The organism is Methylobacterium sp. CCH5-D2, from assembly GCF_001556475.1.
Taxonomy (GTDB): Bacteria; Pseudomonadota; Alphaproteobacteria; order Rhizobiales; family Beijerinckiaceae; genus Methylobacterium; species Methylobacterium hispanicum.
Genome location: NZ_LSIX01001107.1, coordinates 1 through 26,381, shown reverse-complemented (window position 1 = coordinate 26,381; position 26,381 = coordinate 1). Strand labels below are relative to the sequence as shown.

Annotated in this window: 23 protein-coding genes and 1 tRNA gene; 11 read left to right on the top strand and 13 right to left on the bottom strand. The window is 69.8% G+C overall.

Annotated elements, in window-relative coordinates; genetic code table 11:
- The first annotated feature begins 350 nt into the window (after positions 1–350).
- Together aspA and AX737_RS29885 are read left to right on the top strand one after the other, a co-directional pair.
- On the top strand, positions 351–1,823 hold the full coding sequence (gene aspA / locus AX737_RS29890) for an aspartate ammonia-lyase (protein ID WP_238229373.1): 1,473 nt from the start codon (positions 351–353) through the stop codon (positions 1,821–1,823).
- An 84-nt stretch (positions 1,824–1,907) separates the two neighbouring features.
- A complete protein-coding gene (locus AX737_RS29885; protein WP_197430774.1) occupies positions 1,908–3,257 on the top strand; it encodes a dicarboxylate/amino acid:cation symporter in 1,350 nt (449 codons plus the stop codon).
- A 93-nt stretch (positions 3,258–3,350) separates the two neighbouring features.
- Here the strand turns inward: AX737_RS29885 and AX737_RS29880 are convergent, their stop codons facing one another.
- The 4 genes from AX737_RS29880 to AX737_RS29865 all read right to left on the bottom strand — a co-directional run bounded on the left by AX737_RS29880 (position 3,351) and on the right by AX737_RS29865 (position 7,053).
- Positions 3,351–3,572 carry a hypothetical protein gene (locus AX737_RS29880; RefSeq protein WP_066927676.1) on the bottom strand — a complete coding sequence of 74 codons (222 nt, stop codon included), beginning with the start codon at positions 3,570–3,572 and terminating at the stop codon, positions 3,351–3,353.
- A 475-nt stretch (positions 3,573–4,047) separates the two neighbouring features.
- Positions 4,048–4,467 (bottom strand): RNA polymerase-binding protein DksA, encoded by a 420-nt coding sequence (gene dksA / locus AX737_RS29875; protein WP_066927675.1) that lies wholly within the window; start codon positions 4,465–4,467, stop codon positions 4,048–4,050.
- A gap of 150 nt (positions 4,468–4,617) precedes the next feature.
- Entirely contained in the window at positions 4,618–5,676 is a 1,059-nt protein-coding gene (locus AX737_RS29870; RefSeq protein WP_066927673.1) for a hypothetical protein, read from the bottom strand.
- Positions 5,677–5,679: 3 nt separating this feature from the next.
- On the bottom strand, positions 5,680–7,053 hold the full coding sequence (locus AX737_RS29865; protein WP_066927671.1) for an MBOAT family O-acyltransferase: 1,374 nt from the start codon (positions 7,051–7,053) through the stop codon (positions 5,680–5,682).
- Between the two features lie 395 nt (positions 7,054–7,448).
- On the opposite strand from AX737_RS29865, the gene AX737_RS29860 reads away from it, so the two are divergent.
- Positions 7,449–8,321, top strand: coding sequence for a multidrug DMT transporter permease (locus tag AX737_RS29860; protein WP_066927669.1), 873 nt, complete (start codon positions 7,449–7,451; stop codon positions 8,319–8,321).
- A gap of 16 nt (positions 8,322–8,337) precedes the next feature.
- Here the strand turns inward: AX737_RS29860 and AX737_RS29855 are convergent, their stop codons facing one another.
- Positions 8,338–8,772, bottom strand: a complete 435-nt coding sequence (locus tag AX737_RS29855; protein ID WP_066927667.1) for a flagellar assembly protein FliX — start codon at positions 8,770–8,772, stop codon at positions 8,338–8,340.
- 243 nt (positions 8,773–9,015) lie between these two features.
- Between AX737_RS29855 and AX737_RS29850 the strand changes: the two genes are divergently transcribed.
- The 3 genes from AX737_RS29850 to AX737_RS29840 are packed head-to-tail and all read left to right on the top strand — an operon-like array spanning position 9,016 to position 11,033.
- Positions 9,016–10,149 (top strand): flagellar basal body P-ring protein FlgI, encoded by a 1,134-nt coding sequence (locus tag AX737_RS29850; RefSeq protein ID WP_197430773.1) that lies wholly within the window; start codon positions 9,016–9,018, stop codon positions 10,147–10,149.
- Positions 10,150–10,177: 28 nt separating this feature from the next.
- Entirely contained in the window at positions 10,178–10,546 is a 369-nt protein-coding gene (locus AX737_RS29845; RefSeq protein WP_066927665.1) for a rod-binding protein, read from the top strand.
- Between the two features lie 19 nt (positions 10,547–10,565).
- On the top strand, positions 10,566–11,033 hold the full coding sequence (locus AX737_RS29840; protein WP_238229371.1) for a hypothetical protein: 468 nt from the start codon (positions 10,566–10,568) through the stop codon (positions 11,031–11,033).
- A gap of 294 nt (positions 11,034–11,327) precedes the next feature.
- Here the strand turns inward: AX737_RS29840 and AX737_RS29835 are convergent, their stop codons facing one another.
- The 5 genes from AX737_RS29835 to AX737_RS29815 form a co-directional block, all read right to left on the bottom strand.
- Complete coding sequence (locus tag AX737_RS29835) at positions 11,328–11,636, bottom strand: hypothetical protein (RefSeq protein ID WP_066927661.1); 309 nt, start codon at positions 11,634–11,636, stop codon at positions 11,328–11,330.
- Positions 11,637–11,957: 321 nt separating this feature from the next.
- Positions 11,958–12,365, bottom strand: a complete 408-nt coding sequence (locus AX737_RS29830; protein WP_066927659.1) for a porin — start codon at positions 12,363–12,365, stop codon at positions 11,958–11,960.
- 72 nt (positions 12,366–12,437) lie between these two features.
- Positions 12,438–14,534 carry a hypothetical protein gene (locus AX737_RS29825; protein ID WP_066927657.1) on the bottom strand — a complete coding sequence of 699 codons (2,097 nt, stop codon included), beginning with the start codon at positions 14,532–14,534 and terminating at the stop codon, positions 12,438–12,440.
- A gap of 3 nt (positions 14,535–14,537) precedes the next feature.
- A complete protein-coding gene (gene flgK / locus AX737_RS29820) occupies positions 14,538–16,421 on the bottom strand; it encodes a flagellar hook-associated protein FlgK (RefSeq protein WP_066927656.1) in 1,884 nt (627 codons plus the stop codon).
- Between the two features lie 41 nt (positions 16,422–16,462).
- Positions 16,463–17,839, bottom strand: coding sequence for a flagellar hook-basal body complex protein (locus AX737_RS29815; RefSeq protein ID WP_066927654.1), 1,377 nt, complete (start codon positions 17,837–17,839; stop codon positions 16,463–16,465).
- A gap of 237 nt (positions 17,840–18,076) precedes the next feature.
- Here AX737_RS29815 and AX737_RS29810 point away from each other — a divergent pair, with 237 nt between their 5' ends.
- Positions 18,077–18,544 (top strand): BLUF domain-containing protein, encoded by a 468-nt coding sequence (locus tag AX737_RS29810; RefSeq protein ID WP_066927652.1) that lies wholly within the window; start codon positions 18,077–18,079, stop codon positions 18,542–18,544.
- 55 nt (positions 18,545–18,599) lie between these two features.
- A complete protein-coding gene (locus AX737_RS29805; protein WP_066927650.1) occupies positions 18,600–19,052 on the top strand; it encodes a response regulator in 453 nt (150 codons plus the stop codon).
- 27 nt (positions 19,053–19,079) lie between these two features.
- Here AX737_RS29805 and AX737_RS29800 read toward each other — a convergent pair whose 3' ends face one another.
- Entirely contained in the window at positions 19,080–20,699 is a 1,620-nt protein-coding gene (locus tag AX737_RS29800; protein WP_066927648.1) for a peptide chain release factor 3, read from the bottom strand.
- Positions 20,700–20,813: 114 nt separating this feature from the next.
- Entirely contained in the window at positions 20,814–21,557 is a 744-nt protein-coding gene (locus AX737_RS29795) for an SDR family oxidoreductase (RefSeq protein WP_066927646.1), read from the bottom strand.
- Between the two features lie 86 nt (positions 21,558–21,643).
- Between AX737_RS29795 and AX737_RS29790 the strand changes: the two genes are divergently transcribed.
- The 3 genes from AX737_RS29790 (at position 21,644) to AX737_RS33870 (ending at position 24,624) form a co-directional block, all read left to right on the top strand.
- Positions 21,644–21,718 (top strand) — tRNA-Gln (locus AX737_RS29790).
- Between the two features lie 321 nt (positions 21,719–22,039).
- A complete protein-coding gene (locus AX737_RS29785; RefSeq protein ID WP_066927645.1) occupies positions 22,040–24,265 on the top strand; it encodes a tyrosine-type recombinase/integrase in 2,226 nt (741 codons plus the stop codon).
- Between the two features lie 56 nt (positions 24,266–24,321).
- On the top strand, positions 24,322–24,624 hold the full coding sequence (locus AX737_RS33870; RefSeq protein ID WP_156454050.1) for a hypothetical protein: 303 nt from the start codon (positions 24,322–24,324) through the stop codon (positions 24,622–24,624).
- A gap of 102 nt (positions 24,625–24,726) precedes the next feature.
- Here AX737_RS33870 and AX737_RS29780 read toward each other — a convergent pair.
- On the bottom strand, positions 24,727–26,381 hold a 1,655-nt coding region (locus AX737_RS29780), incomplete at its 5' end, for a calcium-binding protein (RefSeq protein WP_280949111.1).

Below are 26,381 nucleotides of genomic sequence, written 5' to 3'. Positions count from 1 at the left end.
CGCTCGCCATCGTCAGCCCCGAGATGCCGATGGAGATCCGGCTTTACCGCAGCGCCGAGCGCGCCCGGCCCTTCCTCGACGCCGTCTGGGCGGCCGCCGCGGATGCGGTGCAAGATTATTCCGATGCGGAATAGTTTCGGTCGCAACTAGCATTGGCCGCCCGCGCGGCCCGGGATTATCCAGGCGCCGTCCGGTCGAGCGCAGCCGCCGGCCCCCGGGGGTCGGGCGGGCCGCGCCGACGGTTCACCCCGCACCATCCGGAGCGGCCGCGCCCCCGCGGCCCGGTCGCTCGCCCCTGCCCGTCCTGCCACACGGCGCGCTGGAACGCTTCCGCGCGCGAGGAGAGAGCTGTGCCTGAGATCGCCCAAGGTCCCCAAGATGCCTCCCGAAGCGCTCCGACCCGCACCGAGCACGACCTGCTGGGCGACCGCGAGGTTCCGCAGGCGGCCTACTGGGGCATTCACACCCTGCGGGCGGTCGAGAACTTCCCGATCACCGGCACCACCCTCGCCACCTGCCCGGACCTGATCCGGGCGCTCGCCGCGATCAAGCAGGCGGCCGCGCTCGCCAACCGCGAGCTCGGCCTCCTCGACGGGACGCGCTGCGCGGCGATCGTCGCGGCCTGCGAGGAGGTCCGCGCCGGCGCCCTGCACGACCAGTTCGTGGTCGACCTGATCCAGGGCGGGGCCGGCACCTCGACCAACATGAACGCCAACGAGGTCATAGCCAATCGGGCGCTGGAGATCCTCGGCCACGAGCGCGGCGCCTACGGGCACCTGCACCCGAACGAGCACGTCAACATGGGCCAGAGCACCAACGACGTGTACCCGACCGCGCTGAAGATCGCCGGCATCGGCGCGATCCGCCGGCTGGTCGCCGCGATGTCGGACCTGCGCGGCAGCTTCGCGGGGAAGGCCGCCGAATTCGCCGACGTGCTCAAGATGGGCCGCACCCAGCTGCAGGACGCGGTGCCGATGACGCTCGGCCAGGAATTCGGCACCTACGCGCGCATGCTTGCCGAGGACGAGGCGCGGCTCGGCGAGGCCGAGTTGCTGATCCGCGAGATCAACATGGGCGCGACCGCCATCGGCACCGGCATCACCGCGCACCCGCTCTACGCGGCGCTGGTGCGCGAACGGCTCGCGGAGATCACCGGCATCCCGCTCGTTACGGCTGAGGATCTGGTCGAGGCGACCCAGGATTGCGGCGCCTTCGTGCAGGTCTCAGGCGTGCTGAAGCGGGTGGCCGTGAAGCTCTCCAAGACCTGCAACGACCTGCGCCTGCTCTCCAGCGGCCCGCGCGCGGGCTTCGGCGAGATCAACCTGCCGGCCCGGCAGGCCGGCTCCTCGATCATGCCCGGCAAGGTCAACCCGGTGATCCCCGAGGTGGTGAACCAAGTGGCCTTCGAGGTGATCGGCAACGACGTCACGATCAGCTTCGCGGCCGAGGCCGGCCAGCTCCAGCTCAACGCCTTCGAGCCGGTGATCGCCTACAGCCTGTTCCGCAGCTTCGCACATCTCGAGGCGGCCTGCCGCACCCTCGACCGGCACTGCGTGCGGGGCATCACGGCCAACCGCGAGCGGCTGCGCGCCGGCGTCGAGCAGTCGATCGGGATCGTGACCGCGCTCAATCCCTATATCGGCTACCGCAACGCCACCGCCGTCGCCCTGGAGGCGCACGCGACCGGTCGCGGCGTCTACGAACTGGTGCTCGAGAAGGGCCTGATGGCACGCGAGCAGCTCGACGCGGTGCTCCAGCCCGACCGGCTGACGCGTCCGCAGGCCCTGGATCCGGCCATCGCCCAGGCCATCGCGGCGGCCTGACCGACCATCCCGGGATCCGTGTCCGCGACGCCAGCGGCCGGATCCCGCCCTTCAATCCAGCACCACGCAACGGGAGGACGAACGATGACGCACGCCGATACAGCACAGGATTCCGAGCGGTCGAGATCCGGCCGGCTCACCCTCTATACGGGGATCGGGCTGCTGCTCGGCATCCTGGTCGGCGCCGTCCTGCACGGGCAGGCGGCCGGACCCGAGGAGGCGAAGGCCCTCGCCGCCCATTTCACCCTGGTCACCGACATCTTCCTGCGCCTGATCAAGATGATCATCGCGCCGCTGGTCTTCGCCACGATCGTCGCCGGCATCGCGAGCTTCGGGGACGCCCGCTCGGTCGGCCGCGTGGCGGCCCTCGCCATGGGCTGGTTCCTCACCGCCTCGGTCGTCTCGCTGACCCTCGGTCTGATCACCGCGAACCTGTTCCAGCCGGGCGCCGGCCTCGCCCTGCCGCTGCCGGATGCCGGCGCGCAGACCGGCCTGAAGGCCGCCTCGCTGAACCTGCGGGACTTCCTCACCCACGTCTTTCCGACCAGCATCGTCTCGGCCATGGCCGGCAACGAGGTGCTGCAGATCCTCGTCTTCTCGATCTTCTTCGGCTTCGGCCTCAGCACGATCGACCGGCGCTACGGCGAGCCGATGGTGGCGCTGCTGGAGGGTCTCGCCCGTGTGATGTTCAAGGTCACGGACGCGGTGATGCGGCTGGCGCCGGTCGCCGTCTTCGCGGCGATCGCCGCGGTGGTCACCGTCCAGGGCCTCGGCGTCCTCGTCGATTACGGCAAGTTCATCGCGAGCTTCTACGCGGGCCTCGCCGTGCTCTGGCTGGTGCTGATCGGCGCCGGCTGGGCGGTGCTGGGACGCGGCGTGGTGCGCCTGCTGCGCCTCCTGCGCGCGCCGATGATCCTGGCCTTCTCGACGGCCAGCAGCGAGGCCGCCTTCCCGCGGACCGTGGAGGTGCTCGAGCGCTTCGGCGTGCGCCCGCGGGTGACGGGCTTCGTGCTGCCGCTCGGCTACTCGTTCAACCTCGACGGCTCGATGATGTACCAGGCCATGGCCGCCCTGTTCATCGCCCAGGCCTTCGGCATCCCGATGGGCTTCGCCGAGCAGGTGACCATGCTCCTCGTGATGATGGTGACGAGCAAGGGCATCGCGGGCGTGCCGCGCGCCTCCCTGGTCGTGGTGGCCGCAACCGTGCCGATGTTCGGCCTGCCGGCCGCGGGCATCCTGCTGATCATGGGTATCGACCAGATCCTCGACATGGGCCGCACCGTCACGAACGTGCTCGGCAACGGCCTCGCCACCGCGGCGGTCGCCACGTGGCAGGGCGAGGTGGACCCCGAGGCGCGCGGGACGGAACCCGCGGCCGACACGCTCTCGCTCGGCCTGCCCGATGCCGGCGCGGCCGAGCCGACGCGGGGCTGAGCGCAGCGGGACGCGCGTCCGGGGCGATCCCGCCGCCCCGGACGCGCCGAGATCCGGGCGGACTGGACCTGCCGCCCGGACGACCGCCCGCCGTCAGCGATGAGCGCAGTTGCGGAAGGTGCTCGGGTCGGCGTCCGCGCCGAGATCGTTCGTCCCGGGATCGAGGCGCACGCCGCCCTCGCGAAGTCGGCGCAGCTCGCCGGCGAGATCGCGGACCCGCCCGGCTATCCGGTGGGCCGCCGCGCCCGCCCGCTTCACACGGCCCGGCACGGCCGGCAACCGGGCGGTCATCGCGACGCGGCGATGGACCTTCAAAGACCGACCTCCGGACGACGACCCCGGCGATGCCGGTCTCGTCCTCCAGCATCAGGAAGACCGCGCCCCCGACGGTACCCGGCCGATGGCACGTCGGCGCGAGGCCCCTCCCGCCGGGGCGGGTGTTCCGTCCAGGGTCACCGCGGCGAGCCGCGCGAGGCGGCCGAGAATGGTCGCTGGCGGCTCGATCCCGCCCTCGGGCGGCGGCACGATCAGGATCTACCCGATGAGAACAGGCGGCAGTGCCGGCCGTAGGCCGCCCGGTCCGTCGGCCAGGCGACCGCCTCGAAGCCGTCGCGCCGCCCCGGATCAGCCCGGCCATGGTGTTGCGGTCGGCGATGCCGATGGCGGCGCGGCCCCAGGCCGGCGCCCGCTCGACGTATTGCTGCGGGTGCGAGGCGCCGCGCAGGAAGGGGACGTGCATCCGGTCGGCGCGTTCCGCGCGCGCCTTCGCGCCCGCGGCCCGTCCGCCCGATCAGTCGTCGCGGTAGACCCGCTCGCGGCGCTCGTGGCGCTCCTGCGCCTCCAGCGACAGGGTGGCGATGGGCCGCGCGTCGAGGCGCTTCAACGAGATCGGCTCGCCGGTCTCCTCGCAGTAGCCGTAGGAGCCGTCCTCGATCCGGGCGAGCGCGGCATCGATCTTGCCGGTGAGCTTGCGCTGGCGGTCGCGGGCGCGCAGCTCGATCGACCGGTCGGTCTCGGAGGAGGCGCGGTCGGCGATGTCGGGGTGGTTCTCGTTCTCGCTCTGGAGGGCGGCCAGCGTATCCTGCGCCTCGCGCAGGATGTCGCTCTTCCAGCTCAGCAGCTTGCGCCGGAAATACTCGCGCTGCCGGTCGTTCATGAAGGGCTCGTCGTCGGACGGAACATAGCCGTCCTCCAGCGTCACCTTCGCCATGTCTCGCCCTCACATTCTGCGTGCGGCCTGCCGGCGGCGATGTCCCGAGCCGTATAGTCGAGGCGCTTTGCTGCTACAACGGACCGCAACGCAAGGTTCGGGCCCGGATGTCACGGGTTCGCGCGCCTGCGGCTTCGAGGTCACGGTCCACTACTCCTTCGGGGGGCGCAGACGGACGATCGCGGCGGCGATGTCCTCCGCGACGCGTCGGGCGAGCGGGTGGCGGTAGTGCGACCGGTCGAAGAACAGGTCCCCGTCCCGGGCCGCCGCGCCGTCCCGGCGCCAGTCGAGGACGGCGCTCAGCGGATGGGTGGCCAACGCCCCGTCGATCGCCGCCGCGCAGGCGGCTTCGGCCGCCGCGCGCGGGCTGCCGGAACGCGGCAGGGCCGCGTGGTATACGGGCGGCCGCACCGCGACCACGGCTGTCCGCGCGGGCACCCGCGCGAGCGCCGCGCGCAGGCGCTCGGCCGCCGGGAAGGGGCCGGCCCGGCCCGGATCCGGCGTGTCGGGGACCGGCCGCTCGCGATCGGATGCGCGCTTCGGGTCTCGACCTGGACCGGGCTCCGGGGCGCGGCCGTAGCCGAGACCGAGGTAGTCCGGCTCGTAGTCCCACCACCCGTCGGCGCGCGCGAGCGGCCGCCGCGTCTTCAGGAGCCAGCCGATGCGGCCCACGACCTCCTGGGCGACGGCGTAGCGCATCAGGCCGCGCAGGTAGTCCGGCAGGTCGCGGGCGAAGAGCCAGAACGGGAAGGGCTTGTCGTTGGCAAGGCGTGGATCGTCGGTGCACCAGAAATCGTCGGGCGCCAGCACGATCGCCTCGGGCGCGGGGTGATGGCTCAGGAACCAGTCGAGGACCCTGAGTTGCTCGCCGGGGCCGGTCGCGGGAATCGCGAGCTGCACGAAGGGGATACGGGTGAGCCGCGTCAGCCGCTCCGGCTCGATCAGCTGGATGTGCGAATTGCCGATGACGGCGCCGCTGAAGGCCGGGTCGCGCCCGCGGACGGCCGCGGCGGTGCGCGGTCCCTGCGGGCGCACCGCGCCCACCGAGAACAGGCCCGAGCGCCCGCTGTCGTAGGGATCGACCGCGTAGGCGAGCGCGAGATAGCCGAGCGCCACCACCGCGATCGTGCCGACGAGAAGCCGCGCGAAGCCGCCCCAGGCCGCCCCGCCTCCGCCTCCGCCTCTGCCTGACGTCGCGCGCGCGGACATGGCTCAGAACTGGAAGTAGATGAACTCGTAGTTCGCGTCGTCCCCGATCTTCAGGAGCACGACCACGAACACGAGCCCGAACAGGAATGCGAGTCCGCGCCGGGGCGGCAGCCGGTGCACGGCGGCCCAGGCGGTCGGCCCGAGCGTCGCGACGAGCGCCGCCGGCAGGAGGGCGCGCCACTTGAAGCCGGAGCCCGGCTCGGTGAGGCCGAGGAGGCCCCGGTAGATGCCGAGCGCCGCCTCGAAGCTGGTGGCTCGGAACAACACCCAGGTCAGCACCACGAACAGGCTGGTGACCACCCAGCCAACGAGAGCGGGCATCGGCAGGCCCGCGCGGCGCCAGAGCACGCCCGCGCCGAGGCCCGCCCCGTGCAGCGCGCCCCAGACCACGAAGGTGAGCCCGGCGCCGTGCCAGAGGCCGCCGAGCGTCATCGTTGCGAGAAGCGCCGCGAGCTGCACGGCGAGACCGCGGCGATTGCCGCCGAAGCCGACATAGAGGTAGTCGCGCAGGAAGCGCGACAGGGTCATGTGCCAGCGCCGCCAGAAATCCTGCAGGCTGGTCGCCCGGTAGGGTACGTCGAAGTTCTGCGGCAGCACCACGCCGAACAGCAGCGCGATCCCGAGCGCCATGTCGGTATAGCCGGAGAAGTCGAAGTAGATCTGGAAGGTGAAGCCGAGCGTGGCCTGCCAAGCTTCCGCGAGGCTCACCGCCTTGCCGGCGGCGGCGGCCTGGAAGACCGGGTTGACGTAGGCCGCCAACGGATCGCCCAGGAACACCTTCTTGGCCAGCCCGACGGTGAGCAGCATCAGCCCGCGCCCGACCCGCTCGGCCGCGTCCGGACGGTCGTAGGGCCGCTCGTCGAACTGGTGCATGATCTCGCTCCAGCGCACGAGCGGGCCGGCGAGAACCTGCGGGAAGAAGGCGATGTAGAGCGCGTACTTGGTCAGCCCGAAGCCGGGCGCGCGGCCGGCCCTCAGGTCGGTCAGGTACATGATGTGGTGGAAGGTGAAGAACGAGATGCCGAGCGGCAGCACCCAGCCGGGCCGGGCAAGGTCGACGCCCGGGATCAGGTCTGCCAGATCCGTGAGGAAATCGAGATATTTGAAGAGCGCCAGCACGGCGAGGTTGAGGGCGATGGCCGCCGGGATCAGCCAGGGCCCTGGCGCGCGCAGATACAGGCGCGACACCCACCAGTTCAGCAGCACCGAGGCCCCGAGGAGCGGCACGAAGCGCGGGTCCCACCAGCCGTAGAAGACGAAGGACAGCCCCACCAGCACGCCCAGGCGCCAGCCCGGCCGCACGCGCTCGGCCAGCGCGTGGAGCGCCAGGGCAGCCGGCAGGAAGGCCAGGAGGAAGACGAAGGAATTGAACAGCATCGGCCGTGGAACCGGCCGCTTCGCCGGAGGGAATCGGGCCCGGGGACGGGCCGGTCGCGGCGGCCTTGTCGGGGATCGGGGCCGGGGCGTCAATCGGGCCTCGGAGCGGTCCCCGATCGCGTTACAATCGGGAATGGCTCCACGGTCTTGCTTGAACGCCCTCTCTTTCGCCGAACCGACCTCCACTCCGGCGGAGAGCACTTGAGCGGGCGCTTGATCCCGCGCCTGCCCCTCGGCTAAGTTCGCCGTATCGACCGAGTGGCAACTAGGGTTCCGGGCGCGCCGCGCCGCTGGACCGAGCGTTGCAGAGACCGCGGGTGTTCCGCGGCTGCACCCAAGGGACAAAAACCCAGGGGCGGAGACGTCGAGATCACCAGCGCTTGCGGGAGATCTCCATGACGCTCGCCTCCCTGTCCCTCGTCGTCCTCGCCTCGTTCCTGCATGCCGGCTGGAACCTCCTGGCGAAGCGCGCGGCCCATCTCGGCGCGCTCTTCGTGTTCGCCTACAACTTCGTGGCCTTCGTGGCCTACGCGCCCTGGGTGATCTGGCAGCTCATGCGGGGCGGCACGGCCTGGAACATGGCGGGGATCGGCGTCATCGCCCTGAGCGGGCTCATCCATCTTGCCTACAGCCTCTGTCTCCAGCGCGGCTACCGGGAAGCGGATCTCTCGGTCGTCTATCCGGTGGCGCGGGGCACGGGTCCGATGCTGTCGAGCCTCGGCGCGATTCTGCTGCTCGGCGAGCTACCGTCGGGCCGGGCGCTGGCCGGGCTGGCGCTCGTGGTCGTCGGCATCGGCCTCATCGCGACGCAGGGGCGACTCGCCGCCTTCCGCAGGCCCGGCGGCGCGGCGGGCGTCCAGTGGGGGGCGGCGACCGGGGGCCTGATCGCATCCTACACGGTCGTGGACGCCTACGCCGTCAAGGCCCTCGGCATCGCCCCCGTCGTCCTCGACTGGTGCAACAACCTGCTGCGCTTCGTGCTGCTGGCGCCGATCGCCGCCGCGGACCCGCGCCGCGCCTGGGCGGCGATGCGGGGCTACCGGCTGATCGCGCTGGGCGTCGGCCTGATGTCGCCGCTCGCCTACATCCTCGTCCTGGCTGCGCTCGATGGTGGGGCGCCGCTGAGCCTCGTCGCGCCCATGCGCGAGATGTCGATGATGGTCGGCACCCTGTTCGGCATGCTGATCCTGGGCGAGGCCGCGGGTCCCTGGCGCCTCGCCGGCTGCGCCGTGCTGATCGGCGGCGTGATCCTGCTCTCATCGGCCTGACGCGGCCGTCCGGAGTTCAGGCCCCGGGCCGCCTCTCCAGCTTCGCGAGTTCCACCGCCGCGCGCAGCTCGATCTCGGCCATCAGCCCGTCGAGGCGCGGGTCGCCCGATTCCCCAACGCGCTCCGACAGGCGACCGGCGATGGCGCGCAGATCCTGCGCGGCGACGCGGCCGCCCAGCAGCGCGGCCTTCAGCCGGTCGAGCCCGTCGAGGAGATCGTGCCCGCGGCGCACGCTGCGGCGGCGGCGCTCCTGCGGCGTGTCGGCCTCGGTCTGCAGCATCAGCACCGCGTCGAGCCCCGCGAGCGTCGCCGCGCCCGCGGTGCCGGCGCTCGCACCCGCCCGCGCGGTGCCCGCTTCCGCCCCGAGGCTGAAGCGCGCGGACCCTTCCGACCGGCGCGTCGCCGCGGGGGCGGACAGGGCGGGAAGGCCGGTGCGGGGATCGACGCGCATCGTCAGGGCTACTCCGGACGCGGAGGCGCGTCCTGGTACGAGACAAGACGGTCGGCAGGGTTAAGCGGCGGTAAACGACCCGGCAGAAGCTGCCGACCCGGCACGATCGGGAGCCCGTCGGCACCCGCCCCCCCGAGAGGACGTGCTCGATAAAACAATTTCTCCTCAATACCTTGCGGAACCTGCGATCCTGGCACGCGGCTGGCAAGGGAGGAACCGGACCCGACCGCCCCGACAGCCGGCATGCAGACCTTGCCCCTCCCGTTCCGCCAACTCGCCCGCCTGCTGTCCCTCGTGGTGCTCGCAGCGCTCGATCTCGCCCAGCCCGCGCTCGCACTCTCGCGGGTGAAGGACCTCGCGGCCATCGAGGGCGTGCGGCAGAACCAGCTCGTCGGCTACGGCATCGTGGTCGGCCTCAACGGCACCGGCGACACCCTCAACAACATCCCGTTCACCAAGCAGTCGCTTCAGGCGATGCTGGAGCGCCTCGGCGTCAACACCCGCGGCGCCACCATGCGGACCCAGAACCTCGCCGCCGTGATGGTGACGGCCAACCTCCCCCCCTTCGCCGCGCAGGGGACGCGGATCGACGTCACCGTCTCCTCGCTGGGCGATGCCAAGTCGCTGCAGGGCGGCACGCTCCTAGTGACGCCGCTGCTCGGCGCCGACGGCGAGGTCTACGCGCTGGCGCAAGGGTCGGTGGCCATCGCCGGCTTCTCGGCCGAGGGCGATGCCGCCAAGATCACGCGCGGCGTACCGACGAACGGACGCATCGCGAACGGCGCCAACATCGAGCGCGAGATCGCCTTCAGGCTGAACGACGCCCGCTCGCTGCGCCTGTCGCTGCGCAACCCCGACTTCACGACCTCGAAGCGGATCGCCGCGGCGATCAACGATTTCATGGGCGCCGACACGGCCGAGCCGACCGACCCCGCCACCGTCACGATCCAGATCCCGCCCCGCTACAACGGCAACATGATCCGCCTGATCACCGAGGTGGAGCAGCTGAAGGTCGAGCCCGACCAGACCGCGCGGGTCGTGGTGGACGAGCGCTCCGGCATCATCGTGATGGGCCGCGACGTGCGCGTCTCGACGGTCGCGATCGCGCAGGGCAACCTCACCGTCACCATCACCGAGCAGCCGCAGGTGAGCCAGCCCGCCCCGCTCTCGAACGGCCAGACCGTGGTGGTGCCGCGCACCGGCGTGAAGGTCGACACCGGCGACGGCAACAAGCTCGCGCTGGTCAAGGAGGGCGTCAGCCTGCGCGAACTGGTCGACGGCCTCAACGCGCTCGGCGTCGGCCCGCGCGACCTGATCTCGATCCTCCAGGCCATCAAGGCAGCGGGCGCGCTGCAGGCCGAGATCGAGCTGATGTGATTTCTCAGGGACACAGGAGATTCAACCCATGCTCCCGCTCGCGACCTTCGCGGCCTCGGCCGCCATCGGCGTCGGCAAGTCCATCGCTTCCTCCATCGCCCAATCCGCCAGCCAGGCGAGCGCCCAGCCCTCCGCGCAGGCGACCGCGAAGCTGCGCAAGACCGCGACCGAGTTCGAGTCGATGTTCCTCGAATCCTCCCTCGACCGGCTCACCCAGTCCGAGGGAACGGACGGGCCGCTCGGCGAGAACGGCACGGGCGGCGGCGTCTACCGCTCGATGCTGACCAAGGAATATGCCGGCCAGATCGTGAAGAGCGGCGGCGTCGGCATCGCCGATCAGGTCTTCCGCGAGATGATGAAGCTGCAGGGCGCGACCGATGGGGCGGCCCGTGGCTGAGGGCGCGGCGACGGGCGCCGTGCCCCCCCTCCCCCGCGTCGCCGACAGGGGGGGCGCAGAGGCGCTCGTGGCCTCCGTGAGCGAGGCCATGCGGGCCCTCGAGGCGCTGCTCTCCGACGAGAGCGGCGCGGTGGGGGCCGGCCGCCTGCGCCAGGGCCTCGCCGACCCTGCGCGGAAGAGCGCGCTCGCCGCCGCCTACGTGCTGCGTCTCGAGGCCGTGAAGGCGAACGCCGTGGCGCTCGCCCGCTTCGCCCCCGAGGGCCTGGAGCGCCTGCGTGCCGAGCATCGCGGCTTCACCGCGGCGGTCGAGCGGAACCAAGCCGTGTTGGGCACGGCGCGCTCCGTGTCGGAGACGCTGATCAAGTCGCTCGCCGACGACCTCGGCCGGGCCGCCACGCCGACGACCTACGGCAAGCCCTCGATCGCCCCCTCCCCTTACGGACGGGGCGTGCGCAGCGGACCGCTGGTCCTGTCGCGGAGCCTGTGAGCGCGGTGCCGGCGAGGCCACGGACCGATCGCACGGTCCGGTCGCTCTCCGCCACGGTCAAGCCGGCGCGATTCACGAGCGAACCGGACCGGATCCTCTGCGGGCTGCCGCATCCGGTGATCGAACCACCGCCCTTTCCCCGGACGAGACAGCGCCGCGAAGCGGCTCGATCCAGAGCTCCGGTGCGGAAGGGGCACCCCGCGCGCCCGCTCGTGCCGAGTTCCGGAGAACCGGCACGCGAACGGGCGGCGGAACTCGCGCTCCGCCGCCCGCCGGTCGTCGGGGCCGTTCGGCTCAGTAGGCGGTGTAGGCGCCGGGGACGCGGCGCGGCGCGACCGAGCCGGTGACGACGTCACCCGCCGCGCCGACCGTGCCGCCGACGATGCCTCCGACGGCTCCGGTCACGCCGCCGACCACGGTGCCGACACCGCCCAGGAGGCCGCCGCGCGCGCCGACCGGATCGATATGCGCACCCCACACATTGAGCGTGCCGTCGCGGTTGTAGCTGGCGCTGCTCGGGTCGAAGGTCTGCGCGAAGCTCGGCGAGGCCGCGAGGCCCAGGGCGAGCGCGAGGGCGGCGGTGATCGTGCTGCGGTTGGTCATGATCTGTCCTTTGCGTCGGAGGATCGTCCGGATCTGCGGTTCGGCCGGCTCGTGTCCGAGCCTCGTCGCGGATCTTGCAGTCCTCGATTGCGATGGACTTGATCTGGTAGCGCGCGAGCGCGCTGCAATGCCCGTTTTTTGCGGTGCACTGTAGTATAATTCGAAACTGTTCGTCCGATCATGCAGTTTCGTGCAAGAAGGTCTTGCACTGGAGAAGATTTCCACAACGGAAACAGCAGGTTCCCTGGAAATCCGCCGCCCTCGCGCGTGCGGTGCACTCGCGCACATGCCGTCCGGTCGGGCGAAGTCCCGCAGCCCGCCCTAGCGGTGGCCGGACCCGACCCGTACGAAGGTGCGCACGGATCCGAGATCGGTCTCGGTGCGCGCATCCACGGCGAAGCGCCCGCCCGCGTCCGGACGGGCGGCAGCGCCTCCGCGGCCCGCCTGCACGTCGAGCCCTGCCGCTGCGCGACCCGAGAGACGCAGGCAGGTCCGGCTGCCGGGAAGGCGCACGAACCCGCCCCCGAGAGCCGGGCAGGTTTCCAGGCCGTGCGCGCGGGACTCGGCGCGGGCGCGCGGGGCGGGCGCGGCGTATCCGGGCAGGGCGAGCGTCGCCGCATCGAGCCTCGGCAGCTCGAGCCGGGGCGGCTCCTGGGCGACCGCGGGTGCGGCGAGCAGGACGAGGCCGGCGGCGCGCACGAGCCAGCGGAACGGCGGCACCAGCTCCATGCGCGGATCTCCCCGGCGCGGCGGTCGCGCCCCCTCCCCTGAGCCCGGCAAAAGCGGCGGGATCGTGGTCGCTCAGTTCATGTAGTTGACGAGCGAGAGCTTCGAGAGCGTGGCGGTGACCTGATAGCTCGCCTGCAGGCGGTTCTGCAGGTCGAGCAGCTTGGTGGTGACCTCGGTCGTGTCGGCCGCCTCCACCCCCGCCATGGCGTTCTCCATGATGTTGCGCGTGGCCTCGTTCTGGGCCTTCGCGTTGCCCATCGCGGTGTTGGCGAGGCTGAGGTCGGTCACGATCTCCTGCACGCTCGGGCTCGTGTTCACCGCCCGCACGAGCGTCCCGGCACGGTCGGCCATGGCCTGCCACTTGGCGTTGGCGTCCGAGTCCGTGCTCGCGGGCGTGCCGAGCACGACGGTCGCCATCCCGGCGAGCACCGCGCGCAGCGGCGCCTCGTTCGCCCGCACGCCGACCTGGGCCGTGCTGTTGGCGCCGGTCTGGACCGTGGCGGCGGCGCGCGGGTCCGTCGGCGCGTCCTCGCCCCGGTACCATTGCACGGTCGTATCCTGCGGCGCCTGTTCGTAGCCGGTGCCCGCGGCGTTGATGCGCCGCGCCGCGAGGCCCGCGATCGACGTGCCGTCGAAGAAGTCCTGCGAGGCCCGCGCCGTCGCCCGCGCAGAGAGGCTGGTGCCGGCGGCGAGCTTCACCGCGGCGTCGAGCGCGGTCTTGAGGTTGGCCGCCGTGGCCGCAAGATCTCCGGGCACGATGCTGAAGGTTCCGGGCGCGGCGCCCCCGCCGGCCGTGGCCGCGCGCGCCGTCAGGGTGACGGAGGTGGTGGTGCCGTCGTGCAGGGCGAGCTTGAGCGTGATGCTGTCGCCGGCATTGGGCTGCTGGGTGAGCGGCCCGATCTGGACCGCCGCCGGGCTGCCGGCCGAGAAGCCCAGGCTGATGGTGGGGAGTGGCTGACCGCCCGCGTCCAGCACCGGGTTGCCGCCCGCATCCGTTGCCAGCGCGCTCTGGACGCTCGCCAGCGTGCCGGGAGCCACGAGGGCCTGGAGCTGCGTCGCGGCGGCCGCCAGCCTTCCGGCCACGGTCGGATACTCGGAGGCGGAGGGGATCTTGAACGCGGTCGGGTCGTCGAGACCCGGCCGGGCGGTCGCGTGGTAGTCGATCGTCTTCTGGCTGCCGTCCGGCTGATTCACCACCACCCGGAAGCTCTGTCCCTCGGTCGGCTCGGCGTTGAAGGCGACCTGGGGCGTCACCGCCTGCACGCCGCCGAGGCTGGCGCCCGCGGGCAGGAGCGCGGCCAGCTTCGCGGTGTCGGTCGCGAGATCGCCGCTCAGCGGGAAAGCCGTCGTGCCGGACGGCGCAGTGCCGTTCGTCCCGTAGAACTCGATCGATTGGCTGCTGCCGTCGGCGAGCTGGACGAGCGCGCGGAAACGCTGGCCTCCGCCCACGGGCGTGGTGAGGTTCGCCGTCGTGTCGGCCGGCGTGAAGCTGGCGGTCAGCGCCGTGCCGGTGGTCACGGGCTTGCCCGCGAGCGTGAAGCCGAAATTCGCGCGCGCCTCCGCGCTCGCATCCTCGGTGAGGCCGACGGTCGTGCCGCCCGGCGTCAGCGAGGTCGTGAGCCGGCCCTTCCCGTCCGTGCCGAGGTCGGCGGTCCGCTGCTGCTCGACGAGCTTCGCCAGCCCTGCCCTGGTGCCGTCGCCGTTGAGCATGACGTCCGTGTCGACCACCGGCTCCGTCTCGCTGTCGCGCCCCCCGAAGATGTAGATGCCGGCGCCCGTCTGGTTCAGCGCATCGACGGCGGCGTCGAGGGCGTTGCGGGCGAGCGTCGCGCTGTTGATCGTGCCGCTGGAGCTGCGCACGAGGCCGTTGGCGAGGTTCGACTTGAGGTCGATGCCGAAGTTGATCACCGCCGTGAGGCTGCTTGTGGCGAGCTGCGCGCGCGTCTGGCCGTAGCCGATCGCGGCGTCGTAGCCCTCGAGCGCGCTGATCGTGGCGTGCGCCGCGAGGCTGGTGGTGCGCCCGACGCCGAGCCCCGCATAGGTCTCGGCGGTGCGCCCCGTGCCGAGCTGGGTCGTCAGGACGGACAGCTGGTCCTTGAGGTCGAGGATCTGCTGGGTGTTGCGCTGGGTCACGTAGGCGCCCGCGGCGTAGGGTCTGATCGTGCTCATGCGCTACATCCGGAGCAGGGTATCGAGCATGTCGCGCGCCGCCGTGAGCACGCGGGCGTTGGCGGTGTAGGCCTGTTGCAGGGCGATCAGGTTCGACATCTCCTCGTCGATGCTGACCGCCGCGCCCTCCGCGAAGCGGCTCTGGGCCGCCGAGAGGGCGACGCCCTGCCCGCTGTCGATAGTCTGCGCCTGCGCGGCGGCCGAGCCTTGCGCGGCGATGATGTCCTGGGCGAACTTGACGACGGTGGTGTCGTACGGGGCCGAGAGGCCGCCGATCCCGCTCGACGACGAGAACGTCCGCGCGGTGCCGGTCAGCGCGTCGTAGATGAAGTTCGCCCGCGTCGCGTCCGCACCCGCCGCGCCGCCGCCGAGCGTGGTCAGCGCCGCGGTGTCGGCCTTGATGGAGGGGTTCAGCGCGAGGCGCTGGGCGAAGCCGGTGCGTTGAGAACCGTTGTCGAAGGAATCGGTGAAGAGCCTGTTGCCGTCGCTGTCCACGAAGACGGCAAGCTGCGGGTAGGCCGTCGTATCCGTCGGGGATTGCGGCACCGTCACGGTCGCGCCGCCGCCGGTCGCCCCCCAGGTCGTGCCCGAGATCACGACCTTGCCGGTCGCGTCGGCGGCCGCGAGATCCGGGATGGTGCCCGCCGGGTAACCGGCTGTGGTCGCGGCAACCTTCAGTGCACCCAGCGCGGTATTGATGGCCGTCGCGTCGGGCGGCGCACCGGGGATGATCTTGAACGTCTGGACGAAGGCGGTCGCGTCGTTGCTCAACGCCGAGTTGGTGATCGGTTTGTCATCGCTCGCCGAGGCGATCAGGATGACGGTACGGGTGGCGCCGCCCGGCCCGGAGACCTGCAGGGTGATCTTGTCACCCGGTTGCTTCAAGGCGGAGAGGTCGAGCGTCGCCGTCCCACCGGCGACGGTGGCGGTGACGGAGGTCTGCGTCGTCGCGCCGGCAAGCCCCGCCGCGAGGTCGTCGAGCTGGCGCTGGGCCTGCGGCAGGATGGTGTCGCGCAGCTCGAGGTTGGCCGCCAGCGTGCCGGAGAGCAGCGTGCCCGGATCGCTGAGCGCGATCCTGCTCCCGCCCGGCAGGGTCGCGGTGATCGTGCCGACCCCGCGCTTGTCCGCCGGATTGTAGGCGGAGGTCGCCGAGAGCGTCGCCCGCCCGTCGAAGCTCAGGCCCGCCGCCACGCCGCGGTCGACCAGGGTGAGGCCGTTGCTCGTCATCACGGTCGCGGACCCGTCGCGCTGGTCCATGACGCGGATGTCCATGTATCCGGCGAGCTTGTTGATCTGCTGGTCGCGCTGGTCCTCCAGGGCGGCGCGGGTCGTGCCGTCGCCCGCCGTCTGGACCTGAACATTGAGCTTGGCGATGCTGTCGAGGAGTGCGTTCGCGTCCTCGACCTGACCCTTGAGGGTACTCTCGATGCCGCTGCGCAGGTTCTGCACGTCGTCGGCGATGCTGCCGATCTTGCCCGCGAGCGCCTGGGCCGCGTCGACCACGCTGCTGCGCGCGGCCGACGAGGTCGGGTTGATGGCGAGCGTCTGCAGGGACTGCGTGTAGGTGTTGAGGACGCCGTCCAGCGCCGTCGCGCTGCCCGGCGTGCCGTAGAGCCGGTCGAGCTGGGCGAGGATGTCGGCCTTGGTCCCGGTATAGCCCGAACCCGCCGTCTCCAACCGCAGCTGCTTCAGCGCCGCGGCGTCGAAGCTGCGCGTGATGGCGCCCGTGGCGACACCGGCATTGCCGAGTCCCTGCGCGACCGGGCTCGTCGTGCGCCGAACGTAGCCGGCCGTGCCGGCATTGGCGACGTTCTGCGAGACGAGCGCGATCGAGGCCTGGGTCGCCCGCAGGCCGGCGGTCGCCGTGTTGATCGGATCGAGTCCCATCGCGCGCGTCTCCGTCGCCTGAGCTCACGCCTCCCGGCGGATCAGCGGACGATGTTGATCAGGTCGGACATCATCTGCTGCGCGGTCGACATGACGCGCGTGTTCGCAGAGTAGGCCTGCTGGGTTACGATCATCTTCGAAAATTCGTCGGCAATGTCGGTATTGGATTGCTCGATGCTGCCCCCCTGGATGCTCGACCCGACCAGGCCCGCGAGCGGCGGCCCGGAATCGTCGGTGGCCTTGTAGTTTCCCTTGGAGTCGGGGCTCAGGCCGTCGGGATTCGTGAAGCGTGCGATCGCGACGTTGGCGAGCGTGACGACGGAGCCGTTCGAGAACGTGCCGGTGATCTTGCCCTCACCGGTGATCGTGATGTCGTTGAGTGTGCTTACCCCGTAGCCGTCCTGGGACTGGCCGGTCGCCCGCATCTCGCCGGAATCGGCGCTGAATTGCGTCAGCGTGGCGGCGTTGAACTTCATCGTCACGGCTCCGACCTTGGCATTGTTGATGGTCAGCGGCGTGAAGGTAAGCCCGGTCGCCGGGTCCTTCAGTTTGCCGGAGCTGTCGAAGGTCACGTCCTGATCGGCTTTGACCCAGTTCGACTTTGTCGTATCGACTGTCGTATCGGCCTGATAGTAGAACTGCCACGTCGCAGGCGTTTCCGGCGTCTTGGTCGCATCGGCATTGGCCGTCTTCACCCAGCGGGTGTTGAGGGCCAGCGGTGCGCCGCTCTCGGTGTAGACCGTCATGCCCGGCCCGGCGATGCTGTTGTTGATGAAATTGGAGACGTCGGTTGTCGCGCCGCTGTAGACGATCTGCGTCTTTCCGCCGGTGGTCTGGGTGACGGGCGTGAAGGTCGAGACACCCGAGGTTGCCGACGCACTCGTCTTCGGCGTCAGCGGGAGGTTCGCTTCGAGGGTGAGCGTCTTCGTTCCCTTGGCGTTCAGTGTGGTCTGCGCCAGCTTGATCGGTTGCGTCACGCTGGCCACGCCGGTCGCCGGATCGATGTTCTGGCCGAGCAGGTAGGCTCCGCCACCGTTGACGAGGTAGCCCTCCTTGTCGATCGAGAAGTCGCCGCGCCGGGTATAGGCGTTGACACCGGTGAAGGCGGTCTGCCCGTTGGCGTCGCCGGTGCGATTCTGCACCACGAAGAAGCCGCTGCCCTGGATCGCCATGTTGGTGGGCGTCTGGGTCGCGATGACGTTGCCCTGCATCGCGTTGGTGAGGCGCGCCTGAGCGAAGACCGAACCGGCGGATTCCCGGCCCGGGGTCTGGTCGGCGATCAGGTCGACGAAGCTCGTGTCGATGCGCTTGTAGCCCGTGGTCTGCGAGTTCGCGATGTTCCCCGAGATGTTGCCGATGGCGTAGGACTGCGACTTCAGTCCCGAGACCGAGGTCTGCAACGCGGCGAAGATGTCCATGGCGGGCGGTTCCGTCAGCGGCCGGGCATTGGGCCTTGCCGTGCCGGCCGCAACCCGCGTGCCACGGCCAAGCCGTTGATTTCATTGACCCGGACCTTGCCGGACCCGGCAGGATCGGCATCCATGCGGCCCTCGCCCCGGCAAAACCTGCCGGGTCCCTCCGCGCCGCGCCCGGCCGTTTACGGGCCGTTATCCGCCCCGTCCTAGGATGGCGGGTGGATCGTCGGAGGGAGGCGCATGCGCGGCAAGCGGACGAGTCTCGTACACCTCATCTACTTCTCGCGCCTCGCCCTCTCCTCGGAGCCGCAACTGCGCACCAGCCAGATCGGCGACATCACCCGGCAGGCGCAGAAGAAGAACGAGTTCTCGGTGATCACGAGCTTCCTGATGATCGACCAGAACTTCGCCGCCCAGGTCATCGAGGGCGAGCGCAACCTCGTGCACGAGACCTTCAACCGCATCACCGAGGACCAGCGCCACCGCGACGTGCTGATCTGCGAGTGGCGCGAGATCCCCAAGCGCGAGTTCGTCAACTCCTTCAAGGTGGTGGTCCGGGGCCCCGCCAGCGAGCCGCACTTCGCCAAGGCGAACCTGATGCCGGCGTTCCAGCGCGGTACGCCGAAGGCGAGCGCGATCCTCGGCCTGGCGAGCGCCCTCCAGGTCGACGCGATGTCCAAGCAGGGCATCGACCACCTGTTCATCTAGTTCGGGCATGGAGGCTTCCCTGCCCAACCCGCGTTCGGAATTCGAGTAGACGCCGATGAGCGAGACGCCCCCGATCCTCGTGGTCGACGACCAGGAGAAGCTCCTGCGCCTCGTGGTGATGCTGATGAACCGCATCGGCTTCCCCGACGTGGAGGGCGTGACGGACGGCCTTCAGGCGCTGGAACGGATGCGCGAGCGCCGCTACGCCCTGGTGATCGCCGACCTGGAGATGGAGCCGATGGACGGCATCGCGCTCCTGCGCGAGATCCGCGCCGACGACGCGCTGATGAACACGCCCTTCATCCTCACGGAGGCGTCCTTCGACTTCGAGGACATCAACGTCGCCCACCAGGCGGGCGCGGACGCCTTCATCCTCAAGCCCTTCGACATGGCGGTGCTCAAGTCGAAGCTGAAGCAGGTGCTCAACGGCAAGCCGCGCCGACGCGAGGCGCCGGTCGCGGCCGAGACGAGCCTAAGCATGGATTTCCCGATGCTCGGCAAGTTCTGAGGGCGGACGGGGTCGGCCGGTCCGCCCTCAGCCGGCCCGCTTCTGGTAGTCCTTGATGTCGGTGAAGCGCACCGCCGGGTAGCGCTCCTCCTCGTAGCGCAGCGAGAAGGCGGTGGTCGCCATGAAGACCGGCGCCCCGTCGAGGTCGCGCGCCATGCTGGAACCGTGGCTGTCAACGAACTTGTCGAGTTCGGCCTCCGAATCCGACGAGACCCAGCGGCAGACGGTGAAGCGCGAGGTCTCGTAGTCGATCGGCAGCCCGTACTCGGCCGCCAACCGCTCCTTGAGCACGTCGAGCTGCAGCGCGCCGACGACGCCCACGATGGCCTGGGAGCCGTCCTGCGGCACGAAGACCTGCACCACGCCCTCCTCGCCCATCTGCTGGAGGGCTTCGCGAAGCTTCTTGGCCTTCATCGCGTCGGTGAGCTTGATCCGACGCAGGATCTCGGGCGCGAAGCTCGGCACACCCCGGAAGACGATCTCCTCGCCCTCGGTGAGCGTGTCGCCGATGCGCAGCGTGCCGTGGTTCGGGATGCCGACGACGTCGCCCGCGTAGGCCTCGTCCGCGATGGCGCGGTCCTGGGCGAAGAAGAACTGGGGTGCCGAGAGAGAGATGGGCTTGGCCGTGCGCACGAGCCGCGCCTTCATGCCCCGCTGCAGCCGCCCCGAGCAGACCCGCATGAAGGCGATGCGGTCCCGGTGGTTCGGATCCATGTTCGCCTGGATCTTGAAGACGAAGCCCGTCATCTTCGGCTCCGAGGGCTCGACGGTGCGCTTGTCGGCATCCTGGCCGCGCGGCGGCGGCGCGAAGCGAGCGAGCCCGTCGATCAGGTCGCGCACGCCGAAGTTCCGCAGCGCCGAGCCGAAGAAGACCGGCGTGAGGTGCCCCTCCCGGAAGGCGGCGAGGTCGAAGGCCTTCAGGCCGCCCTCGGCGAGTTCGACCTCGTCGCGCCACGCCTGCGCGGCGCCGTCCTCGGTCAGAAGCTCGTCGAAGAGTGCGTCGCCGGGGCCGGAGACGGGAATCGTGCCGGCATCGTCCGCCGCGTCGAGCCGGCGCACGCGGTTGCCGCCGAGCTCGTAGGTGCCCGCGAAGGTGCGCCCCAGCCCGATCGGCCAGGTGACGGGCGCGACGTCGAGCGCCAGCGTCTTCTCGATCTCGTCGAGGAGGTCGAACGGGTCGCGCGCCTCGCGGTCGAGCTTGTTCACGAAGGTGACGATCGGGATGTCGCGGAGCCGACAGACCTCGAACAGCTTGCGGGTGCGCGCCTCGATGCCCTTGGCGGCGTCGATCACCATCACGGCGGAATCGACCGCGGTGAGCGTGCGGTAGGTGTCCTCCGAGAAGTCCTCGTGTCCTGGCGTGTCGAGCAGGTTGAAGACGCAGTCGCCGTACTCGAACGTCATCACCGAGGTGACGACCGAGATGCCGCGCTCCTTCTCGATGCCCATCCAGTCCGAGCGCGTCGAGACGCGGTTGCGCTTGGCCTTGACCTCGCCCGCGAGCTGGATGGCGCCGCCGAAGAGCAGGAGCTTCTCGGTCAGCGTGGTCTTGCCGGCATCCGGGTGGGAGATGATCGCGAAGGTCCGTCGCCGCGCCACGGGGTCCGGGTTGGCGGGGTCGGTCTTCGTCTGGGTCTGCATCAGCATGGGGCGAGCTCGGGAAACCGCGGGTCCGGTCGGGCGATCGCGGCGGGTGCGATGGATCTGGCGCGGGTCGCCCGCATGTAAGCCGATCGTCGCGCCAGCGCAAAAGCGGCGCGCTCAGCCCCGCCCGATCCAGGGCATCTTCGTCGCGGCCAGCGTCATGAACTGGACGTTGGCCGAGAGCGGCAGCCCGGCCATGTAGAGCACCGCCTCGGCGACGTGGCGGACATCCATCACGGCCTCGGCGCGGAACGACCCGTCGGCCTGCCGGACGCTCTGGGCGAAGCCGCGCGTCATCTCGGTCTCGGCGTTGCCGATATCGATCTGCCCGCAGGCGATGTCGTAGGGGCGTCCGTCGAGTGCGGTCGCCTTGGTGAGCCCGGTGATCGCGTGCTTCGTCGCCGCGTAGGGCGCCGAGTGCGGACGCGGCACCTGCGCCGAGATCGAGCCGTTGTTGATGATGCGCCCGCCGCGCGGATCCTGTGCCTTCATCATCCGGAACGCGGCGCGCGTACAGAGGAAGGCGCCGGTGAGGTTCGTGTCGAGGCTCGCCCGCCAATCCTCGAGATCGATCTCGTCGATCGGTGCGGCCTTGGTGAAGATGCCGGCATTGTTGAACAGGACATCGATTCGGCCGAACGCCTCTCGCGTCCTCGCGAACAGACGATCGACTTGGTCAGGAGCGGTGACGTCGGACTCGACGACGATCGTGTTACCGCCGATCTCGGCCGCGACCTGTTCGAGCGGGGCCAGCCGCCGACCGGACAGAACGACGCCGTAATGCGCGGCCGCGAACGCACCGGCCACCGCGCGCCCGATCCCGGATCCCGCCCCGGTCACCATGGCGATCCGCTCGATCATCTGCGCCCCCTGCTCGACACCGCTTGTGCCGTCGCCATACCTGTTGCCACCGGCCCGATCCAGGGTTAGAGACCGCCCACCCTCGGTGGGGCGTCGCCAAGTGGTAAGGCAGCGGTTTTTGGTACCGCCATTCCCAGGTTCGAATCCTGGCGCCCCAGCCAAGCCTCCGCTAAGTCATTGATCTGACTGCAATCTGCTCGAGGCCGCCGACGCGGCCCAGCCGATTGTACGCAGAGCTGTTGCACGCGCTTGTCCACAGGGGCAGGCCGTTGACGATTTGTTCTAACGTGTACCGGCGCGGGGCGGTATACTGGTGGCGTAGGCGATTCCGTTGCGATGAGCGGACACGACCGCTTGGTGCCTCTGCTAAGGGGAGTTCCGCCACGGTTGCTCTCAGCCTGGGCACAACCGATCCGGCGAGTGCGCGCACACTCGGCTGGGCACTCAACGCGGAAAGCCTCCGCGTCCGGGACGATCCCGCCATGCGTAGCACCAGTCAGATCCGTGACCATCTCCGCGCCTATGTCGACCGGGAGCGAAGCGCGCGCTTGACGCGCCTGCGGCGCGACCTCGATCCGCCGCGTGATCCGCTCGTCGGCGACTGGCCGGCGCTGATGGAGAGGCGTGCGCGAGAGTACCGCATCTTCGGGCGTCTGCAGGCGCTCGCAGGCGAGGACGGCTTCGATGCGGGGTACGACAGCGAACTCGATGCGCGCCTCAATCAGGAAGGCTTCAGTCTGACGGAACGCGGAGCGATCCGCCGCCGCATCGTGAACGGCTATCTGCGCGATCTCGGACGCCCTGACGAGACCGGCCGGCTCACACCACCTCGCGCCTATCTCCAGGCCATGCTGATCAGCATGGGCGAGCCTGTGACCGAAGCCGGACTGAAAAAGTGCCTGCGCGGTCTCGCCGCCGTTTCGGGGCACGTCTCGTGCGAGTTCGCCACGACCTATGCCGAGGCCCGCCGCGATCCGCGGGAGGCCTGGGCCAACCTCTCGGCGATGCGTGCCAGGGGTGAGATGCCGCGCGACACGCTGGGCTGGGCCACATCCGACTTCGACGGGGCCGACAGCTTCGAGTGGGGCGACTTCGAGGTCCAGGCCCCAAACATGCCGCCGCAGTCAGAGGGAAGCGATACAGATCCGGCCGGTCTCAAATCCGCTCCCCTCAGCCAGCCGGCACCCGACCAAGACCCTATAGCCGACCGGAACCATCCACCCGCGGCATCAGACCCTGCGTCGTACCCTCCGAGGACGGAGGCGGCCGCACCGGAAGAGGCGTCAGGGCCATCGTCTTGGCCTTCGGAGCTTGACGGGAAGGATCGCGTTCCAGCCGCCACCGATCGCACTCCAGACGTCGATCAACGAGGTCTGGACGATGCGCGTGAGGGCAGCGAAGCCGATTCCGGTCCGGTCACGAACTCGCTGACCGAGGTGGTCGAACAACTCATCACGCACAAGGGCACCACCTGGGATGAGAAAACCCAGCGTCAGCACCGGTCGGTCGCGGCAATGCTGGGCAATATCGCAGGCACCGACGACCTGCGGCAGATCAAGCACGCCCATCTCGCTGCCTATATCCAGAACCTTTCGAATCTGCCGAAGTCCTACGGCAAGAGTTCACGTGACGCGGCGCTGCCGATCGCGGACTTGGTCGAGCGCGGACGAACGATGCGGGCCGCGGGGCAGACCGAGAAAGTCGGGCTCAGCCCCGCGACCGTGAACCGGCATATCACGCAGCTCTCGACGATCGCGAAATATTGCCGGGCCAAGCAGCGCCCGATCGGGAAGGTCGAGCTCCTGGGCGACTTCCGCCTGATCGACCCGGAGCGGGACGGCGAGAAGCGACCGGCTTTCGAGGTCGACGAGGTGAAGACGCTGTTCGCGCACCCCGTCTGGACGTCGACGGCCTCGGAAGCGGAGATGCTGCGGGTTGCACGGGGGCAGCAGATCTTCGCAGCCGTCTATTGGCTGCCGCTCCTGGGCTACTACACCTGCGCGCGCCTGTCCGAACTGGTCTACCTCGAGCTCGGCGACATCGATGTGGAGCAGGCCGCGCTCAAGATCCGGCCGACACGCAGACGGCGCCTCAAGAACGCGGTGTCGCGTCGGACGCTGCCACTCCATCCAGAGCTGATCCGCCTCGGCTTCCTGGATTACGTGCGGGGCAGATCCGGTGCACGAAGCGATCTGATCTTCGCGGAGATCGCGCAGTTTGGCGAGAACACGCCCTTGTCGAACCTGTTCGACAAGCGCTGGACGGTCGTTCTGGACGAAGCCGTGCCTTCGGCCCGTGAGGAGCGCAAGACATTCCATTCCTTTCGGCATTTCGGCAATACAGAGATGATCCGGCAGCAGGTGCTCGATCCCATCCGCGAGTCGATGATGGGCCATGAGGGCGCCACCGTGAACTCACGGAACTACAAGAAGACGCTCAAGCCTGAAGATCTGCAAACGGCCATTGCTGCCATTCCCGAAGTCACGCGGGATCTGCGGGCGTATGACTGGACGCTCATTGGGCCATCGCTGACGCTCGGCTCTTTGGGGGACCAAGTATCGGCAAATGGACGTTCGTCGCGCCGCCGATCCCTTCCATCATCGCCACTTCACTCGCTGCGGAAGGACAACAGGGAAGAAGCTGGACGGTCTTCTCTGCTGCCTGAGGCGTGTCCGCGCCGAAACCAGAAGCCGTTTGACGTGCCTTGAAGACCCATGCGGCACGTCAGCTTCGGTGACCAACTCACTGACGCAGACCTGCCGTTTTGCGCGCCATCTCGGCCATTCAGCAGACTTCCGGCATCTCAGAAGCGGACATTGGCTCAGGTCGGATCTCAGGTCTCAGATGCGCCGATTTTGTTGAAAAACTGCCAGGCGGCGCGCCAAGCATTGCTCAACACAGGTCGACGAAGAACATGTTTCTCTCATCGACCATACGATGCCACGATCACAACGTATCCTTGGCGGCGCGGCAGCAGGATTTTCTCTGGCAGGCGCCGGTCGTGGTGCTCCTTCGGACCGGCCCCGAGTTTTTCAACAAAATCCGCCATGAGCCGACATTGGGGTAGCTGGCGCTGAACCGCCGCTCTCGACCCCAAGCGGACGATGGCGTTCCCGAGGTCGAAGGTCCGATCCAAGTGTGGGACCGGACCTTCAAGAGTGTCATCGGGTCAGGCGAAGTAGCTCGCGTTGACCTGATCGGCCCGGATGCCGGCCAGATCGACCACACCGCCGCCCGAGAGGGTGAGCAGCGCGTCGCCGTTCTGGGCCGAGGTGACCGTGTAGGTCTGCCCACCCAGCGCGATCCGGTCGCCCTCGGCCTGGTTGAAGCCCAGGATCAGGTCGCGGCCGGAGTTCGTGTCGAACACGTAGCGGTCGGCGCCAAGCCCGCCCACCAGCGTGTCGTCGCCGATCCCGCCCACCAGCGTGTCGGCCCCCTGCCCACCGTAGAGCACGTCGTTGCCCTGGCCGCCGAACAGCAGGTCCGCGCCCTGGTTGCCGTAGACGAGGTCGTTGCCCTGGTTGCCGTAGACGATGTCGTTGCCGGCATTGCCGAACAGCACGTCGTTGCCCTGGTTGCCGTAGAGGCGATCGTCACCCTGGCCGCCATAGGCCCGGTCGTCACCCTGGCCCCCGTAGAGCGTGTCGGCGTCCTGGTTGCCGTAGATCAGGTCGTTGCCCTGGTTGCCGTACACGAGATCGTTGCCGGCGCCCCCCGTATACGTGTCGTTGCCCGAGAGCAGGCTGATCGTGTCGGAACCGCCCGTGCCGACGAGGTTGTCGTTGCCCGATGACGGGCCGACGGGGGCCGGCGTAGGATCGGGGTCGGACGGCGGCGGGGGCGGCGCCCCGACATCGAATAGCACGACATCGTTGCCGCCCGTCGCGCTCACGGTGCTGCCGTTGATGTTGCCGGTGTAGCTGATCCGGTAGCTGCGCCCGTTCGCGGTGAAGGTGGCACCGGGCGTGGTTGTAGTCGCGACGCCTCCGTTGATGACGAGCTTGCCGAACGTGCCCGTGACCGCGTCCCCACCATCGTTGTCGATGAGCCCCACGGTCTGACCCGCCGCGGTGGTGAAGGCGGTCGCTCCTTCGAGGTCGAGGGTCGCTCCGGTGTCGATGGTGACGGTGCCTGCGACGTTGATGCGGTCGGCCGCCGTCGTGCCGTTGATGTCCTGGCGATAGGTCGAGGTGGCATTGAGCGTGAGCGCGCCGGTGGACAGCGTGCCGACGTCCGAGAGCGCGGTGCCGCCGGCCGAGAGCGTGCCTGACACGGCAACACTGCCGCCGATCGTACCTGAACCGCCGGACCGGGCGCCCGCGCTGACCGTCAGGGTCGAAGCCGGGTCGGTGACGCCGTTCACCAGCAGGGTGCCGGACTGTACGAGCGTGGCGCCGGCATAGCTGTTGGACCCGCCTAAGACAACGGTGCCGGCAGAGCCGTTGGCCCCGATCGTCAGACCGCCGCCTGCACCGGAGCCAGGCGTATAGGTTGAACCAGGAACATTAGGCACGCCGGTGGCGCTGCTGTCCGCGATCGAGCCCGACAGCCTGAGCGTGGTGCCGGCGACAGGCGCCAACGTCGTCGTTCCGCTCTGGAGAAACAGGTCAGAGCCGGACGCCGCGCCGTTCCGATTGCTTACACCCTGGCCCGCGGTGACACCGCTGCTGGTGAAAGCGCTGTTGGTCGTCCCTGCCGTCGCTAGGACGAGCGTCGCGCCCGCACGAACGAACACCGCACCGCCGAAGGCGGCGCCGCCGCCCCCGTTGGCTCCTCCGCCGATGCCGCCGAAGCCACCGGTGCCGGCGGTACCACCACCGCCAC